Annotated in this window: 14 protein-coding genes and 1 pseudogene; 10 read left to right on the top strand and 5 right to left on the bottom strand. The window is 74.1% G+C overall.

Annotated features, from left to right (window positions below; all coding sequences use genetic code 11):
- Nucleotides 1-70: 70 nt before the first annotated feature.
- From HJG45_RS13405 to HJG45_RS13390, 4 genes are all read left to right on the top strand, one after another.
- A complete protein-coding gene (locus HJG45_RS13405; RefSeq protein ID WP_171612627.1) occupies nt 71-733 on the top strand; it encodes a cell division ATP-binding protein FtsE in 663 nt (220 codons plus the stop codon).
- Nucleotides 734-942: 209 nt separating this feature from the next.
- Nucleotides 943-1,815 (top strand): FtsX-like permease family protein, encoded by an 873-nt coding sequence (locus HJG45_RS13400; RefSeq protein ID WP_171612626.1) that lies wholly within the window; start codon nt 943-945, stop codon nt 1,813-1,815.
- 20 nt (nt 1,816-1,835) lie between these two features.
- Nucleotides 1,836-2,495, top strand: coding sequence for a YdcF family protein (locus tag HJG45_RS13395; protein WP_254452501.1), 660 nt, complete (start codon nt 1,836-1,838; stop codon nt 2,493-2,495).
- On the top strand, nt 2,492-3,250 hold the full coding sequence (locus HJG45_RS13390) for a 1-acyl-sn-glycerol-3-phosphate acyltransferase (RefSeq protein WP_171612625.1): 759 nt from the start codon (nt 2,492-2,494) through the stop codon (nt 3,248-3,250). The genes HJG45_RS13395 and HJG45_RS13390 overlap by 4 nt, the downstream gene beginning before the upstream one ends.
- 291 nt (nt 3,251-3,541) lie before the next feature.
- Here the strand turns inward: HJG45_RS13390 and HJG45_RS13385 are convergent, their stop codons facing one another.
- Nucleotides 3,542-4,123, bottom strand: a complete 582-nt coding sequence (locus tag HJG45_RS13385; RefSeq protein ID WP_171612624.1) for a gamma-glutamylcyclotransferase — start codon at nt 4,121-4,123, stop codon at nt 3,542-3,544.
- A 171-nt stretch (nt 4,124-4,294) separates the two neighbouring features.
- Here HJG45_RS13385 and HJG45_RS13380 point away from each other — a divergent pair, with 171 nt between their 5' ends.
- Nucleotides 4,295-5,401: a DUF2125 domain-containing protein gene (locus HJG45_RS13380; protein ID WP_171612623.1), complete on the top strand. Its 1,107-nt coding sequence runs from the start codon at nt 4,295-4,297 to the stop codon at nt 5,399-5,401.
- A gap of 114 nt (nt 5,402-5,515) precedes the next feature.
- Here the strand turns inward: HJG45_RS13380 and HJG45_RS13375 are convergent, their stop codons facing one another.
- On the bottom strand, nt 5,516-5,800 hold the full coding sequence (locus HJG45_RS13375; RefSeq protein ID WP_171612622.1) for a hypothetical protein: 285 nt from the start codon (nt 5,798-5,800) through the stop codon (nt 5,516-5,518).
- Between the two features lie 254 nt (nt 5,801-6,054).
- Nucleotides 6,055-6,537: a peroxiredoxin gene (locus HJG45_RS13370; protein ID WP_171612621.1), complete on the bottom strand. Its 483-nt coding sequence runs from the start codon at nt 6,535-6,537 to the stop codon at nt 6,055-6,057.
- 114 nt (nt 6,538-6,651) lie between these two features.
- On the opposite strand from HJG45_RS13370, the gene HJG45_RS13365 reads away from it, so the two are divergent.
- Complete coding sequence (locus HJG45_RS13365; protein WP_171612620.1) at nt 6,652-7,278, top strand: YqgE/AlgH family protein; 627 nt, start codon at nt 6,652-6,654, stop codon at nt 7,276-7,278.
- Between the two features lie 37 nt (nt 7,279-7,315).
- Here HJG45_RS13365 and HJG45_RS13360 read toward each other — a convergent pair whose 3' ends face one another.
- Nucleotides 7,316-8,551 carry a Bcr/CflA family efflux MFS transporter gene (locus tag HJG45_RS13360; RefSeq protein WP_171612619.1) on the bottom strand — a complete coding sequence of 412 codons (1,236 nt, stop codon included), beginning with the start codon at nt 8,549-8,551 and terminating at the stop codon, nt 7,316-7,318.
- Between the two features lie 221 nt (nt 8,552-8,772).
- Between HJG45_RS13360 and HJG45_RS13355 the strand changes: the two genes are divergently transcribed.
- Together HJG45_RS13355 and HJG45_RS13350 are read left to right on the top strand one after the other, a co-directional pair.
- Entirely contained in the window at nt 8,773-9,795 is a 1,023-nt protein-coding gene (locus HJG45_RS13355; RefSeq protein WP_171612618.1) for a tripartite tricarboxylate transporter substrate binding protein, read from the top strand.
- A gap of 595 nt (nt 9,796-10,390) precedes the next feature.
- Nucleotides 10,391-10,828 carry a hypothetical protein gene (locus HJG45_RS13350; RefSeq protein WP_171612617.1) on the top strand — a complete coding sequence of 146 codons (438 nt, stop codon included), beginning with the start codon at nt 10,391-10,393 and terminating at the stop codon, nt 10,826-10,828.
- A gap of 140 nt (nt 10,829-10,968) precedes the next feature.
- Here the strand turns inward: HJG45_RS13350 and HJG45_RS13340 are convergent.
- Nucleotides 10,969-13,272 (bottom strand): annotated as a pseudogene (locus HJG45_RS13340) (penicillin acylase family protein).
- A gap of 119 nt (nt 13,273-13,391) precedes the next feature.
- Between HJG45_RS13340 and HJG45_RS13335 the strand changes: the two are divergent.
- Entirely contained in the window at nt 13,392-14,963 is a 1,572-nt protein-coding gene (locus HJG45_RS13335; protein ID WP_171612614.1) for an ABC transporter substrate-binding protein, read from the top strand.
- Nucleotides 14,960-16,201, top strand: a complete 1,242-nt coding sequence (locus HJG45_RS13330; RefSeq protein WP_368040582.1) for an aminotransferase class III-fold pyridoxal phosphate-dependent enzyme — start codon at nt 14,960-14,962, stop codon at nt 16,199-16,201. The genes HJG45_RS13335 and HJG45_RS13330 overlap by 4 nt, the downstream gene beginning before the upstream one ends.
- Nucleotides 16,202-16,248 lie beyond the last annotated feature (47 nt).

The following is a 16,248-nucleotide window of genomic DNA, read 5'->3' as shown; positions in this document are numbered from 1 at the left end:
GCGTGTCGTCCACCGCAAGCATTGGTAACGGTACTTGGCGCTATGCCCTGCCATCGGCATTGTCCGCCGCATGGTGCGCTTCGCGGAAGTCGGGTTGCGGTATGGCGGGGCAGGGCCGGAGGTGCTGCGCGACCTGTCCTTCGTCCTGGAAGGTGGCAGCTTCCATTGGCTGCTCGGCGCCTCGGGCGCCGGCAAATCCTCCCTGCTGCGGCTGATGCAGCTCTCGGCCCGCCCGAGTCGCGGCGAGGTCGAGGTGCTCGGCGTCGCCCTGTCGGGCGCGCGCCGCTCGGCGCTGCCGGCGCTGCGGCGGCGGATCGGCGTGGTCTATCAGGATTTCCGCCTGCTGCCCTATTTGCCGGTCTTCGACAACGTCGCCCTGCCGCTGCGCGTGGCCGGCCGGGCGGAGCCGCAGGTGCGGGCCGATGTGACGGAGATGTTGCGCTGGGTCGGGCTGGCGGCGAAGGCCGGGTCGCATCCCGCCGCGCTCTCGGGCGGCGAGCAGCAGCGGGTGGCGATCGCGCGGGCCGTGGTGATGCGGCCGGCCCTGCTGGTGGCCGACGAGCCGACCGGCAACCTGGATGTCCCGCAGGCCCGCCGCGTGCTCTCGCTGCTGCACGAGATGCATCGGCTCGGCACCACGGTGGTGGTGGCGACGCATGCCGAGACGCTGATCGCGGAGTATCCGGCCCCGGCGCTGCGGCTGGCGGAGGGCCGGCTCGTCGCGCATGGCTGAGAATGCCCCGCGGGCCCGTCGCGCGGTGCCGCGGGCGAAGGGCGACGCGAGGGACGGCGCATGGGGCGGCTCTGGGGGCAACAAGAGCGGATGGATGCTGTAAGGGGGCGCATGGTCGGGGGGCGCGTGGCTGGGCGACGGATGGGGCCGGGAGGCGGGATCGGAAGGCGGAAGGCCGGGCAGCGACCGGTGGCCGGCGGCGCGCCGTGGTGAGGCTGCGCCGCGCGCGCGGCCGCGACCCGCTCGGCCTGCGCCGCGTCCTCTCCGACCGGCTGCTGCCGGCGCTGGTCGCGGCGATGGCGCTCCTCGCCGCCCTCACCCTGGCCGGGGCCCGCGGCGCCGGCGGCCTTGTCGCGCGCTGGGAGGGCGGCGCCGCCACGGCGCTCACCTTACAACTGCCGCAGGGCGCGGGCACCGAGCGGGCGCTGGCGGCGCTCGACGCCATGCCGGAGATCTCCGAGGCGCGGCCGGCCGATCCGGCGCGGCTGAAGGCGCTGCTGCGCCCCTGGCTCGGCGAGGTGCCGGCCATCCCGCTGCCGACCATCATCGAGCTCCGCCTCGCCCGGCTGCCGCCGGATGCCGCGGCGCTCGCCGCCCGCATCGCCGCCGCGGTGCCCGGCGCGACGGTGGAGGCGCATGGCGTCTGGGTCGCGCGGCTGCTCGCCCTGGCGCGCAGCCTCGAGGCCATCGCGCTCTCGGCGCTGCTGCTCGTCGCCGGCATCGCCACCGCCGTGGTGGCCGTCGCCGTCCGGGCCGGCATCGCGGCGCGGCGCGAGGCGATCGCCATCCTGCACGCGCTCGGGGCGACGGATGGCGACATCGCCGCCCGCTTCGCCCGCCGCGTCGCGCTGCTGGTCGGGCTTGGCGCGCTGGGCGGGACGCTGGTCGCGGCGCCGGTGCTGGCGGGCTTCGCCGATCTCGCGGCGCCGCTGCTCGGCGGCCGCGCCGGGTCCGGGCTGCTCGACCTGCCCTGGTCGGTGCTGCCCTGGGCGGATCTCGCCCTGCTGCCGCCGGCGGCTGCCCTGATCGGCTGGCTGACGGCGCAGCTCACCCTGCGGCGCTGGCTGCGGCGCCTGCCATGAGCATTCCGGCGAGTGCCCCGATGCGCGATGCCGACCCCGCCCTCCCGCCGCGTCGCGGGCTGCGGCGTCGGTTGCTGCGGCGCCGGCTGTTGCTGCTGCTCCTGCCGGTGCTGCCGCTGCTGCTGCTCGGCGCCGGCTTCGTCCGCTTCCTCTCGCTCGCCGCCGCCTGGCCGGAGACGCCGGAACGGCCGACCGACGGCATCGCGGTGCTGACCGGCGGCGCCGAGCGGGTGGAGACCGGGCTGCGCCTGCTGCGGGAGGGGCGCGGGCGGGTCCTGCTGGTCTCGGGCGTGCATCCGCGGGTCACGCTCGGCGACCTGGCGCGGCTCGCCGCCCTGCCGCCCGAGACGCTCGCGGACCGGGTGACGCTGGGGCGCGCGGCGACCACCACCCGCGGCAACGCAACGGAGATCGCGGCCTGGGCGCGGTCCGAGCATCTCGCCTCGCTTCGGATCGTCACTGCCGGCTATCACATGCCGCGCGCGCTGCTCGAACTGCGCCGCGCCCTGCCCGAGGTGGCGCTGCTGCCCTATCCGATGCTGCCGGCGCCGCTGCGCGAGGCCGGCGCGGCGGGGCGGCTGCACACCTGGTCGCTGCTCGGACGCGAATACCTGAAATACCTCGCCGTCCGGGCCGGCGTCACCGGGCCGGCGTCACGGCCCCTGGATGCTCGATCATGATCTGGCTGCGCTCCCTGCTGTTCAACATCGCCTTCTGGAGCGTGACGGTGGCGATGGGGCTGCTCGCCCTGCCGCTGCTGCTGGCGCCGCGGCGCTGGCTGGTGCCGCCGATGCGCTGGCACGCGCTGGCGGTGCTGGCGCTGCTCCGCTGGCTCTGCGGCATCCATCTGCGGGTGGAGGGGCGCGAGAACCTGCCGCGTGGCGGCCCGGCCCTCATCGCCGCCAAGCACCAGTCGGCCTTCGACACCTTCGTCTGGTTCGCCCTGCTGCCGGATGCGGTCTACGTGCTGAAGAAGGAGCTGCTCTGGCTCCCGGTCTATGGGTGGTATTCCTGGAAGACGCGGCAGATCGCGGTGGACCGGACGGCCGGGGCGAGCGCGCTGCGCCACCTGGTGAAGGCCGGGCGCGAGGCCGCCGAGGCGGGGCGGCAGGTGGTGATCTTCCCCGAGGGCACCCGCGCCGCCCTCGGCCAGCGGCGCCCGATCCAGCCGGGGATCGCGGCGCTGGCCAGCGCCACGGGCCTGCCGGTGGTGCCGGTCGCCACCGATAGCGGCCGGCACTGGGGCCGGCGCGCCTTCCGCAAGATGCCGGGGACCATCACCATCGCGGTGCGGCCGCCGATCCCGGCCGGGCGCCCGCGGGCAGCCCTGACCCGTGAATTGGCTTTCCTGATCGAGTTGGATCCGAATCAACCCCAGGCCGTGGTTCCTGTGGATAAGTCAGTGGAAAGTGCTGCGGCGACGCTTCGCCCTTGATTCTAATCAATAGTCGCAAGTCGCTGCAAAGGGCCGGTTTTCTGCAACCCAGCAGAACAATGGCGGGGGTTCTCCACAGTGGCCGATCACGGCAATGCACTGGAAAACAACGAAAATTCAGGGAAACCCATGCCGCGCCCAGGCATCCTTCCCAGGATTTCACAACCTGTTGGTGAAGCTCCAGGATGCTGCGCCGCGGCTTGTGGACAATCCGTTCGGCAGGCGCGGCGGACCGCCCTCACGGCCGGCCGTTGCGATCGAAACGACGCCTTTCGGCCGGGCCGGATGCGATCAGCCCGGCTCGGGCAGCCGCGGCGGCAGCAGGGCGGCGATCCGGTCCAGCCCGGCATCCCGCACGCCCATGGCCCGTAGATGCGAGAGCGTGTTCAGCAGGTAGTCGCGGTTGGCGCCCGCCTGGCCCATGCCGAGCGCGATGGCCCGCGCCGCCTCCTCAGCCGCCGGGCGGCAATACTGCGCCGTGCCGCGATCGACCACATAAGTGACGGCCCGCACCAAGCGGCCCGCATCGAGCAGCCGCACCGGCAGCAACCGGCGCCTATAGACGATCTCGTCGCCGATGTTCTCCCGCGCATCGAGGTAGTCGAGCACCGCCGCGGCCTCCGCCCCGGGCACGCGGAAGGCCGCGCCGCGGCAGGCGCCGCCGCGATCGAGGCCAAGGACTAGCCCCGGCGCCTCCGGCGAGCCGCGATAGTAGCGGCTCCAGATGCAGAAGCGGCGGTGGAAGCCCCGGAGCAGCGCCGGATGCATCGCGGCATGGGCGAAGCCGGGGCGCCAGATCAGCGAGCCATAGGCGAAGACGTAGAGATTGCCGTCGGGATCGAGCGGGGCGGTCGCGCTGGGCAGGCTGGGCATGCGGGTCCTGGAGCGTGATCGCTTGAAGGCGGTGTCACCGAAAAGCGGAATCATGCGATCGAACGATGACCTGGACCATGGGTCCAGGCTGGGCAACCCGGCGCGGTCAGGCGCCGACGAACGCCGCGACGCTCGCCGGAAGCGTGGCGAGGGCGTATATCGCTCTGCGAAATGTCCCTCAAGCCGTTCCTGTCCGATCGCCGGCCGCGGCGCTCTGGCAGCCTGCCGGCGCGCCTCCTGCGCGGCCTCCTCCGCGTCGCGCTGGTGCTGGCCCTGCTGCATGCCCTGGTCTGGCGCTGGGCGGTCGGCGAGCTCGAGACGCAGTTCGAGGCCTGGGCGGCGCAGCGGCGCAGCGAGGGCTGGCTGGTAACCTATGACGCGCCGGAGCGCGGCGGCTGGCCCTTCGCCGCGACCTTGTTCCTGCCCTGGACTCGGCTCGGCGGCGCCGAGGATCTCGTGCCCGGCGGCGTCGAGTGGCAGGCCGAGGGCGTGCGGCTGCGTCTCTCGCCGCTGCAGCCGCGTCGCCTGACGCTCGAGCTGCTCGGCTGGCAGCGGGTCTTCGGCGAGAGCTTCGACCTGCATGTCACGGCCGACCGGTTCACCGCGGAACTGCCGCTCGCGGCCGGGGACTCGCTGCGGGAACTGCCGCTCGCGGCCCGGCGGCTGCGGCTGCGCAGCCCGGCCGGCCTTGTCGAGGCGGAGCGGCTGGGGCTGCATCTCGACCTGCCGCCGGGCCCGGCCGGCGAGACCGGGGCGCGGCTCGGCCTCGCCGTCAGCGGCCTGCAATTGCCGCCGGGCCTGGGCCAGGCCACCGAGGTGCTCGGCCGCACGATGCAGGCGCTGCATCTCGACCTGGCGCTGAGCGGGCCCTTGCCGATGGCCGGCACCCTGGCGGCGCGAGCCGCGGCCTGGCGGGAGGCGGGCGGCGCGCTGGAGGCGCATGACCTCGCGCTGCGCTGGGGGCCGCTGACGGCGCAGGGCTCGGCGCGGCTCGGGCTCGACCGGGCCTTGCAGCCGAGGGGCGAGGCGGCGCTGCAGGTGACGGGGGCCGATGCCCTGCTGCGGGCGGCGGCGGGGGCCGGGCTGTTGACGCAGCAGGCGGCGCTGGCCGGGCAGGCCCTGATCGGCCTGCTGGGCCGCAGGCCGGCCGAGGGCGGGCCGCCGGTGCTCGACCTGCCTCTGGCATTGGAGGGGCGGGTCCTGAGCGCCGCCCGGCTGCGGCTCGGCGTGCTGCCGGAATGGCGCTGGCCCGGCCAGGCCGTGCCGGCGCGGAACTAGAGCGTGATCGCTTGAGGTGGACTCACCGAACGGCGTGAAACACGCGATCAAACAACGGCCTGGACCATGATCCGCGGACCTGTGTGAGCGGATCATGGTCCAGGCGCGGGCGACTCAGCCCTGCATGAGCTTGCGGGCATTCGCCCGGACCCGGCGATGCGCCGGGGCGAGCGCCGCCTCGATCACCGCCGGGGCGGCCGCGCCGGCGAGCGCGGCCTGGCCCGCCGCCATGGCGCCGGCCGCGAAGGCCTTCTGCTTCTCGAGCGCATAGGCGGCGAGCCGCGCCTGCGCCGCCGCCGGCTCGGTCCAGAGCCGCATGCTGCGCAGGGTGAAGACGAAGGCGGTCTGCCAGGCGAGGGTCGCGGTGGCGAAGGGATTGGCGACGGCGAAGGGATTCAAGGCCGGCATGCTCCGTCTGGACCAGCGGCGGCCGGGCCGGCCCAGGAGGCCTCGCGCGGAGGACCGGACCGTGCGGGGAAGCCGCGCAGGGCCCAGTATAGGCGCCGAGGCGGGGAGCGCGAGCGACATCGCGCCGGAGGCGTGCGCCAGGGGGCCATGCCACGGGCGCGTGGCTCGGTTCCTCCAGGGGGCGTGCGCCCAACAGGACCGTCGGTCCGCCGCGCTCGCGGGGAGCGCGGCGGACGGGATCGCGGTCAGAGCGCCTCGAGAACCGCCTCGGCCTTGCTGACCTCGAAGGCGCCCGGCGCCTCGACGCCGATATGCGCCACCTTGCCGTTCTTGGCGATCAGCGCGAAGCGCTGGCAACGGAGGCCGAGGCCGCGCGCCGTCAGGTCGAGCTCGAGGCCGAGCTTCCGGGTGAAGTCGGCGCTGCCATCGGCGATCATGACCACCTTGTCGGCGACGCCCTGGTCCTTGCCCCAGGCGCGCATGACGAAGGCGTCGTTCACCGCCATGCAGGCGACGACATCCGCGCCCTTGGCCTTCAGGGCCTGGTACTGCTCGACGAAGCCCGGCAGGTGCTTGGCCGAGCATGTGGGGGTGAAGGCGCCGGGCACGCCGAACAGCACGACGGTCTTGCCGCCGAACAGCTCGTCGGTGCCGATCTCCTTCGGGCCATCCGCCGTCGCCTCGGTGAGCCTGGCGGCGGGAATGTTGTCTCCGACCTGGATCGTCATGGGGTGGTCCCTCCCTGATGCTGGACCCGCTCCGGGTGTAACGGCTCCGGGCAGTGCTGTCACCGCGCTGCGTCGCGCTTGCGCCCCGGCCCCGGCGCGGCCATCTTTTCCCGCATGGTCAGACGTGCTCGTCCCAGATCGGAGTCCGGCGCCGCCTCCCTGAGAGACCATCGGGCGGGGTATCAGGAAGGGTATCTCGGCGGCCAGGTGCTGATCGCCATGCCCAGCATGCAGGATCCGCGCTTCGCCCGCTCCGTCATCTGCCTTTGTGCCCATTCGCCGGACGGTGCGATGGGCATCGTGCTGAACAAGCCGCTGGAGGGCCTTTCCTTCGACGAGCTGCTGAAGCAGCTCGGCCTGGAGCCGGTGCCGCCGCAGCGGCGCATCCGGCTCTTCCAGGGCGGCCCGGTCGAGGGCGGCCGCGGCTTCGTGCTGCACACGCTTGACTGGTCCAGCGACCAGTCCCTGCATGTGACGGAGGATCTGGCGCTGACCGCGAGCGTCGACATCCTCACGGCCATCGCCGGCGGCGGCGGGCCGCGCCAGGGGCTGCTCGCGCTCGGCTATGCCGGCTGGGGGCCGGGCCAGCTCGAGGAGGAGATCCAGGCCAATGCCTGGCTCTCCGTGCCGCCGGACGAGGAGCTGCTCTTCGGCACCGAGGGCGACCGCAAGTGGTTCCAGGCCCTGGCGAAGCTGAAGGTCGACCCGCTGCTCCTCTCGGGCGCCGCCGGCCACGCGTGATGCGCACGGACCTCCTGCGTGGCCGCAGGAAGGGTCCTCAGCCGCCAGCGCGGCGCACCAGCAGCAGCCCGAGCTGCGCCCCGAGCGCCCCGGCCAGCATCCAGGCACCGGTGGCGATGCCGGCGCCGCCCTCCGTCACCCCGGCGAGCACCGTCGCCAGCGCCCCGGCGCCCATCTGCAGGGCCCCGATCAGCCCCGAGGCGGTGCCGGCCAACATCGGCCGGACGCTGACCGCGGCGGCGATGGCGCTCGGCTGGGTCATGCCGTTGCCGAGCGCGACCAGCACCATGGGCAGGAAGAAGGCGAGCAGGCTCGGCGTCGCCAGCATCGGCAGGCCGAGTGCCACCAGCCCGCCGGCGGTGGTGACGAGCGAGCCGATCCGCAGCATCCGCGCCGTGCCGAGCCGCGACACCAGCCGGGCGGCGGTGAAGGTGCCGCTGCTCCAGCCGAGCGAGACCAGCATCATCGCCAGCGCGTAGGTGGTCGGCACATGGCCGAGCCCCTGCACCACCACCATCGGGCCGCCGGCGGCGAAGGAGAAGAACATCGAGGTGGCGCAGGCGGTGATGGCGCAGTAGCCGCGGAAGACCGGGATGCGCAGCAGCTGGATATAGGCGCCGAGCATGCCGCCGAGCCCCGGCAGCGGCGCCGGCTGCGCCAGGGTCTCCGGCAGCCGCGCCCGCACCGCCAGCAGCAGCGGCAGGCCGAAGAGCAGGCAGGCCAGCATGGTGGCGCGCCAGCCGAGATACTGGTGCAGCAGGCTGCCGATGATGGGCGAGAGCATCGGTGCCACCGCCATGGCGGTGCTGACATAGCCGAGCACCACCGCCGCCCGTTCGCGCGGATAGCTGTCGCGGATCATGGCGCGGCCGAGGACCAGGCCGGCGCAGCCGCCGACCGCCTGGGCGACGCGCGCGGCGATCAGCCAGGCGGCCGTGGGCGCGAGCGCCGCGGCGACGCTGCCGGCGAGGTAGAGCACCAGCCCGCCGAGCAGCAGCGGCTTGCGGCCATAGCGGTCGGAGAGCGGGCCGTAGACGAGCTGCGCCAGGGCGACGCCGACCAGGTAGAGGGTGAGCGTGAGCTGGATGGTCGCATAGGGCACGGCGAGCGTCGCCGCGAGCACCGGCAGGCTCGGGATGAGGATCTGCATGGTGAAGGGGCCGAGGCCCGTCATCGCCACGAGCAGCAGGGTGGAGGGCTTCGGCCGGGCCGCGGGCGCGGCCTGGGCTGGGGCGAGGGAGGATTCGCCGTCCGGGAGGTCGCGCGGGGTCACGCCGTCATTCTAGAGCAGATTGTGGGAGGGCGCGAACGCCCGGAGGCGTGACTCCGCTGCGGAAACGACAGGCCGCGGCGGAGGGGCCGCATCGCCGCGCCGGCCATGGCAGGGCGCGGGCCGCGGCCCGGCCGCTTCGCAAAGCGCTGGATCGGGCAGGGCAGTCTGCGTAACGTCCTGCCCGGGCGGCCAAAGACCGCCGACAGGGAGGAATCGACGGCATGATCGACCGAAGCGCCCGGCCTTCGCGCCTGCTGCATCGCCGGGCCCTGATGCTCGCCGGGGCGGGGCTCGCGGCGCCTGGTCTCGTCCACGCTCAAGGTCCGCGCGGTCCCGGCACCTGGCCGGAGCGACCGGTCAGCCTGATCGTGGGCTTCCCGCCCGGCGGGCAGACCGACCTCGCCGCCCGGGTGCTGCAGACCTCATTGCAATCCGCGCTCGGCCAGCCGGCGCCCATCGACAACCGTGCCGGCGCCGGCGGCAACATCGCGGTCGAGCAGGTGCTGCGCGCCCGCCCGGACGGCTACACCCTGTCCGTGGGCAATGTCGGCACCTTCGTGCTGAACCCGCACACCATGCCGGGGATGACCTTCGACCCGCTCGACCTCGTGCCGATCGGGCTGATGCTGCAATCGCCGCTGCTGCTGATGGTGCATAGCGGCATCCCTGTCCGCACCTTTCCCGAATGGGTGGCCTGGATGCAGAGCCAGCAGCCGGCCGGGATCGATTTCGGGACGACCAGCGCCGGCGGCATCGGCCATGCGACGGCGGAGAAGCTGCGGGCGCGCCTCGGCGGCAATCCGGTCTTCAACATGATCCATTACCGCGGCAGCGGGCCGGCCCTGCAGGACTTCATCGGCGGCCGCTACCAGACGCAGTTCGAGGCGCCGTCGCTGGTCCATGGCTTCGTGCAGGAGGGGCGGCTGCGGCCGATCTTCGTCACCTCGCCCAACCGCAACCCGGCTTTTCCGGATGTTCCGACCGCCGAGGAAGCCGGGCTGCCCGGCTTTCACGTGGCGGCCTGGGTGGGCCTGTTCGGTCCGCGCGGCCTGCCGCCGGAGATCGTGCAGCGGGCGAATGCCGCGCTGAACGAGGCCTGCCGGGATCCGGTGCCGCGCCAGCGCCTGGCCGAACGCGGCGACGAAATCGGCGGTGGCACGGTGGAGGCCTTCGCCGCCCGCGTCCGGCGCGAGCATGCGGAATGGGGCGCGCTGGTGCGGGAGGCCGGCATCCGCGCTGCCTGATCGCCATGATGACGGCCCCTGACCGAAGGCGGGACTGCCCCATGACCCAGGCCGGTGGCGTCGACGAAAGGGAGCATGGTGCCAGGACCGCCGAACGGGCCAGACAGGTCGCCGTCCCCGAACCAGGGACCGGATGGGCCCGGCCGGATGCTGGCCTCGTCGGAAGGCCGCTCGCCATGCCTGGTTGCTGGCGGCGCTGGTCGTGCTTGGGGGCTGCACGGCGCCGCTGCCGGTCGCGCCGGGCGTCCATGTCCATCCCATCGTCCCGACGCTCGGCGATGGCCCGTTGGCCGAGCGCAGCGACGGGGTGGTGCGCTAGGCCAGCGCCCATCTGGCGGGCGCGGGGTCCGAGATGGTGGTGCGGTCCAGCCATTCCGTGCGGGCCAACCCCGCGGCCATCGAGGAGGTCCGGCGCATCCTGCCGCTGCGACTCGCCACCCCCTGCGCACGGGACGCCTGCAGGCCCGCCGCGACGGCCCGGGGGCGGTTGCGCAGGTCGCATGCGCGGTGCGGCCGATGCGCCCGCCTGAGCCGGACGGGACTTTGACGGGCCACTGGCGCGATTGGGACTGGCGGGGCCGGCTTGGTTCCTATTATGTTCCTCGCCATGATCGCCAGTGCGACGGCCGCCGAGACCCTGTCCGCGATGGGCGCCTTCGTTGCCCGGATCCTCGCGGAGCACCCGGACCGGGGGCTCCCGCCCATGGTGCTGGTCGCCACCCTGCGGGATGTCGAGCAGGTGGAGGGCGATCTGCTCGAGGGCGCGGCGGTCGAGCTGGGGCGCAGGCTGGCGCGGCTGCACGGGCTGCCGGCGCCGCGCTTCCCTTGCGACTTCCACCTGGATTTCAGCGCGGCGGGCGACCGCGACCTGGCGCTGCACGCGCTGCGCCAGGCGCAGCGGCTGCAGGCCCTGGCCCGGCCGCATCCCTCGCGGGAGGCCGCTTTCCTGCTGCTCGGCGCGGCGCGGCTGCTGGCCGCCGACCCGCTGATCCGCCCACCGCCGACCCGCCCGGCCCTGGCGCCGGCGCTCTGACAGACCGCCGAGGCCGCGCGGCAAAGGTTTAAGGCGTCCATCGGAACCGGCGCTGCCCGTTGCCCTGCCGTGGCGAACCTTGGGCAGGAGGGGACTCATGGGGCCCCCGCGAAGCCGCGCAGCGGTTTCGTGGGGAGCGATCAATCCGGCACCAGCCTCTGGCGCAGCGCCGCCCCGGCCTCCAGCCCCGGCCAGTCCGCCCGCATCGGCAGCATCTCGCAGCGCGACCAGGCGGGGTTCTGGTCGGCGTAATGCGGGCTCGCCGGATGCCCGGAGGCGCCGAGGAAGACGCACCAGCGGCTGTTCTCGAAGGCGCCGACATCGAAGGCGTAGCGGGCGATGGCGCCATAGGCGGCGCGCGGCCCGAGCGGCGCCACCAGCCCGTTCGCCTGCACCGTGTCGCCATCGCCGCCAACCGGCAGGGAGGGCGGGTCGAGGAGCGCCGCCGCCTCCGGGAACAGCGCCGAGAGCGGGTGCTGGAAGCGCGGCTGGTGCATCGCGCCCCAGGGCTCGGCCGGCGGCGCGGCGGCCACCTCCGCCAGCGCCGCGCGCAGCAGCGCCTCCCAGCTCTCGCCGCGCAGCAGGCTGACGTCATCGGCTCGCAGCAGGGCGGGCAGCGCCTACCAGAGCTGCGTCAGCGGCGCGACGCCCGGCGGCGGCGAGAGCCAGTCTTGCCCCGCGAGATCGGCGAGGCCGCTCGCCGCGCCGAGCCGCCGCACCAAAACGAGGCGCAGCGCGATGTAGCGCGCCGCCGCCTGCGAGCCCGCCTCCATCCGCCCGTCCCAGGCGAGCAATTCCTGGCGCAGCGCCTCGGCCTCCGGCGGCAGCCCCTGCAGCCGCGCCAGATGGCCCTGCATCTCCCGCGCCGGCACCGAGAGCGTATCGGCATGGATGCGCGCCGCGCCGTCGATGCCGCGCAGCGCCGGATCGGCCAGCAGGTCGGTGACGCGCCGGGCGCGGTAGGGCGGGTGGCAATCGGTGCAGAGATAATCAGGATGCGTGTCCGGCACCGGCCGGTTGTTGGCGGTCGCCAGCAGGCCCGGCGCCGGGTCGAGCAGCCGCGGCATGGCCTCGTGCGGGATCCAGCCCTGCCATTCATGTTCGCCGGTCCAGCCCGGCACCGGCAGCCAGCCGTTCTCCCGGCCGCGCCGCGGCACCCGCGCCCGCAGCAGCCAGCCGGTGCGGCCGGCGATGTCGGCGGCGAGCAGGTTGTGGTCGATCAGCCCCCAGCCGCGCGTCGCCTCGAACAGCGCCTCGACGCTCCGGGCGCGCAGCATGCGCGGCAGGCAATCGAAGGAGAGGTCGGTCTCGGCGAATTGCACGCTCTTCAGCGCCAGCGCCGTGCCGCGCGCCGGATCGCCGCAGATGACCGGCCCGTGGCGCGTCGCCACCACCTCCACCTCGCGCGCCGCCTCGCCGCGGATGGCGATGCTCTCTCGGCGCCGCTCGACCGGCTCCCACCTGTCGCGGAACAGCGCATGCCGCGCGCCGTCGTCGAAGCGTTCCAGGTAGAGGTCGTGGATATCGGCGAAGGTGTGGGTGACGCACCAGGCGACGCCGCCATTCTGCGCGAAATGCGGGAAGCCCGGCACGCCGGGCACGGTCAGGCCGATGACGTCGAAATCCGGGCAGGCGATGTGCCCTTGGGCATACATGCCCGGCACCTCGAAGACCCGGTGCGGATCGCCCGCCAGCACCGGCCGGCCGGTCTCGCTCAGCGCGCCGGAGACCACCCAGTTGTTGCTGCCGCCGCCCGTGCCGTCCGGCGCCGCCGCCGCCAGCAGCGCCGCCGCGGCGGGGGCGAGATCGGCGAGGCCGGCGCGCCAGCGTTCCGCCTCCGCCCCGGCCGGGGCGATGACGAGATCCGTCCCGCCATCGTCGTAGCGCAGCAGCGTCACCGCCTCCCCGGCGACGGGCAGGGCGGCGGCGCGCCAGAGCTTGAACCAGACCGAGCCCATCAGCAGCCCGAGCCGCCGCATCACCGCCAGGCAGTGCCAGTCCTCCCAGGGCTCCGGCGCCGCCTTGAGCAACGCGTACTCCACGGGCCATGGCGCGCCGGAGCCGAGGAAGGCGTTCACCCCGGCGACATAGGCCGCGAGCATCGCCCGCGCCTCGGCGCCGAGTGCCGCGACGTCGCGCCGGCAGGCCGCCTCCATGCCGAGGCGCCGCGCCAGCGCATCGGCGGCGAAGGCGGCGGGGCCGAGCCATTCCGCCGACCGCCCGAGGGCGCGGCGGCGGTTCAGCTCCATCTGGAACAGCCGGTCCTGGGCATGCGCGAAGCCCTGGGCGAGGAAGGCGTCATGGGCGCTGGCGGCGCGGAGATGCGGCACGCCCTCGGCATCGCGCAGCAGGGTGACGGGGCCGCCGAGGCCGGGGAGGCGCAGCGCGCCCTCGAGCGGCGGGATCGCCTGCCGTGCCGCCTCGCGCCAGTCCTGTTCCGCCATGCGCCCCTCCCGCTCTCGTCGCCAGGATGGCCGGCGCGACCCTCGCCGCCAAGCCGGGCCGGCGCTTGCCAATGGGCCATGTACGTCTAGCCTCGCTGCCGCCGAAGGGAGACAGGGCGATGCAGGAACATCCGATCACGCGTCGGGCGGCGCTCGGCGCCGGGCTGACCCTGCCCTTCATCCCGGGGGCAATCCCCGCCGCGCGGGCGCAGGCGGCGCCGGTCAATGTGGTGCTGGAGAGCGAGGTGGTCATCCTCGACCCGCATGCGACCACCGCGGCCATCACCCGCACCTTCGCCACGCATGTCTTCGACACGCTGTTCAGCATGGACGGCCAGGGGATGATCCGGCCGCAGATGGTCGAGTCCTGGGAGCGCAGCGCCGATGGCCTGACCTGGGAGTTCCGCCTGCGCCCTGGCCTGCGCTGGCATGACGGCGGGACGGTGACGGCGCAGGATTGCGTGGCGAGCCTCGAGCGCTGGGCGCCGCGCGACAGCCTCGGCCGCATGCTCTGGGCGGCCAAGGCGACCCTCGCCGCGACCGATGCGCGGAGCTTCCGCTTGGTGCTGTCGCGCCCCTTCCCGATGGTGCTCGACGTGCTCGGCAAGCCGAACGCGCCCCTGCCGGTGATGCTGCCCGAGCGCCTGGCGCGCGTCCCGGTGGAGCAGCGCATCCGCGAGCCGATCGGCAGCGGCCCCTTCCGCTTCCGCCCGGGCGAGTGGCGGCCCGGCGACGTCATGGTGCTGGAGCGCTTCGAGGGCTACCTGCCGCGCGAGGAGCCGGCGGATTTCCTCGCCGGCGGCAAGCGCGTGCACCTGCCGGCCATCGCGCTGCGCGTCATGCCGGACCAGGCGACCGGCGCCACCGCGCTGATGGCGGGCGAGGTGGACTACATGCAGTACCTGCCCTTCGACCTGCTGCCGCGGCTCGAGAAGGCGCGCGGCGTGCGGCTGGTCGGGCTCGGCGGCATCCACATGTTCCAGGGCAATTTCCGCATCAACCACGCGGCGGCGCCGATGGACGACCCGGCGATCCGCCGCGTGCTGTGGCGCTGCGCCGACCAGGCGGCGATCCTCACCGCCATCGGCGTGCCGGAACGCTACCGCGCCCCGGCCTGCCCGGCCTTCTTCCTCTGCGACGCGCCGCTCGAGAGCCGGGCCGGGGCGGCGGAGATGGCATTCGACCCGGCCGAGGCGAAGCGCATGCTGGCGGCGACGCAATACCGCGGCGAGAAGCTCGCCTTCATGACCACCGCCGGCGGCATCAGCCAGACCGCGGCGCAGGTGATGATCCAGGCCATGCAGCAGGCCGGCTTCGAGGTGGAGGAGCAGCTCATGGACTGGGGCACGCTGCTCGCCCGGCGCGGCAAGCGCGAGGGGTGGCACCTCTTCGCGGTCTATGCCAACGGCACCGACATGTTCTCGCCGCCGACGCATTTCTACGTCTCCAACACCTGCGCCGACTATCCCGGCTGGGATTGCAGTCGCGAGGTGGAGGCGCTGCTGCGCGACTTCGCCCAGGCCGGCGATGCCGCGGAACGCAAGCGATTGGCCGAGGCGATCCAGGCGGTGGAGGCGCGGCACGTGCCGGCGGTGATGTGGGGCCAGTTCACCATCCCCGCCGGCATCCGCGACCGGCTGAAGGAGGTGCCGCGCGCCGCCTATCCGATGTTCTGGGAGGCGCGGCTGTGACGCAGGAGGGTCCAGGCGCCGATGCGGCGCTGCGCGCCCGGGCGGCGCGCGTCGTGCCGGGCGGCATGTGGGGGCACATGCATGCCGCCCGCATGCCCGAGGGCTATCCGCAATTCTTCGCCCGTGCCGAGGCCGGCCATGTCTGGGATGCCGATGGCCGGCGCTATGTCGACCTGATGTGCGCCTGGGGGCCGATCGTGCTCGGCCATCGCGACCCGGCGGTGGAGCGGGCGGCGGCGCGCCAGGCGGCGCTCGGCGATGCGATGAACGGTCCGGCGCCGGTGATGGTCGAGCTCGCCGAGCGGCTGGTGGAGCGCATCGCCCATGCCGATTGGGCGATCTTCGCCAAGAACGGCACGGATGCGACGACCGCCTGCGTCACCATCGCCCGCGCCGCCACCGGCCGCCGCGGCATCCTGGTGGCCGAGGGCTCCTATCACGGCGCGCTGCCCTGGTGCACGCCGGTGCCCGCCGGCACCACGGCGGAGGACCGCGCGCACCAGCATCGCTTTCGCTACAACGACCCGGCGAGCCTGGAGGCGGCGGCGGATGCGGCGGGGGAGGACCTCGCCGGCGTCATCCTCACCGCCTTCCGCCACGACAATGTCGTGGACCAGGAGATGCCCGATCCCGACTTCCTGCGCGGGCTGCGGGCGCTCTGCGACCGGCGCGGCGCGGCGCTGATCCTCGACGACGTGCGCGCCGGCTTCCGCCTGCATCCGGGCGGGAGCTGGGAGGGATACGGCGTGCGGCCTGACCTCTCGGCCTTCAGCAAGGCACTCGGCAACGGCCACGCCATCGCCGCCGTCACCGGCTGCGACGCGTTGCGCGAGGCGGCGGCGCGGGTCTTCGTCACCGGTTCCTTCTGGTGCGCGGCGGTGCCGATGGCCGCGGCGCTGGCGACGCTCGATGAGCTGGAGCGGCGCGAGGTGCCGGCGCATCTGGCCAGGCTCGGCGAGCGGCTGCGCGCCGGCCTCGCCGAGCGCGCGCGAACCGCGGGCGTCGGGCTGCGGCAGAGCGGGCCGGTCTCGATGCCGCTCTTCCTCTTCGACGGCGACAGCGAGTTCCGCCTCGGCCGCGCCTTCTGCAGCGCCGCGCTCGCGGCCGGCGCCTATCTGCACCCGCGCCACAACATGTTCCTCTGCGCGGCGCATACCGAGGCGGATATCGACGCGGTGCTGCGGGCATCCGAGCCGGGCTTCGCCGCGGTGGCGCGGCTTCAGGCGCGCGGGGACTGATACCGGCATGCATTGATGTTGACACACCACTTCCCTCGGTCGACGGC

Source organism: Roseicella sp. DB1501 (genome assembly GCF_013112485.1).
Taxonomy (GTDB): Bacteria; Pseudomonadota; Alphaproteobacteria; order Acetobacterales; family Acetobacteraceae; genus Paracraurococcus.
Note: the sequence above shows the minus strand (reverse complement) of the source record. Positions and strands in the feature narration are given on the sequence as shown.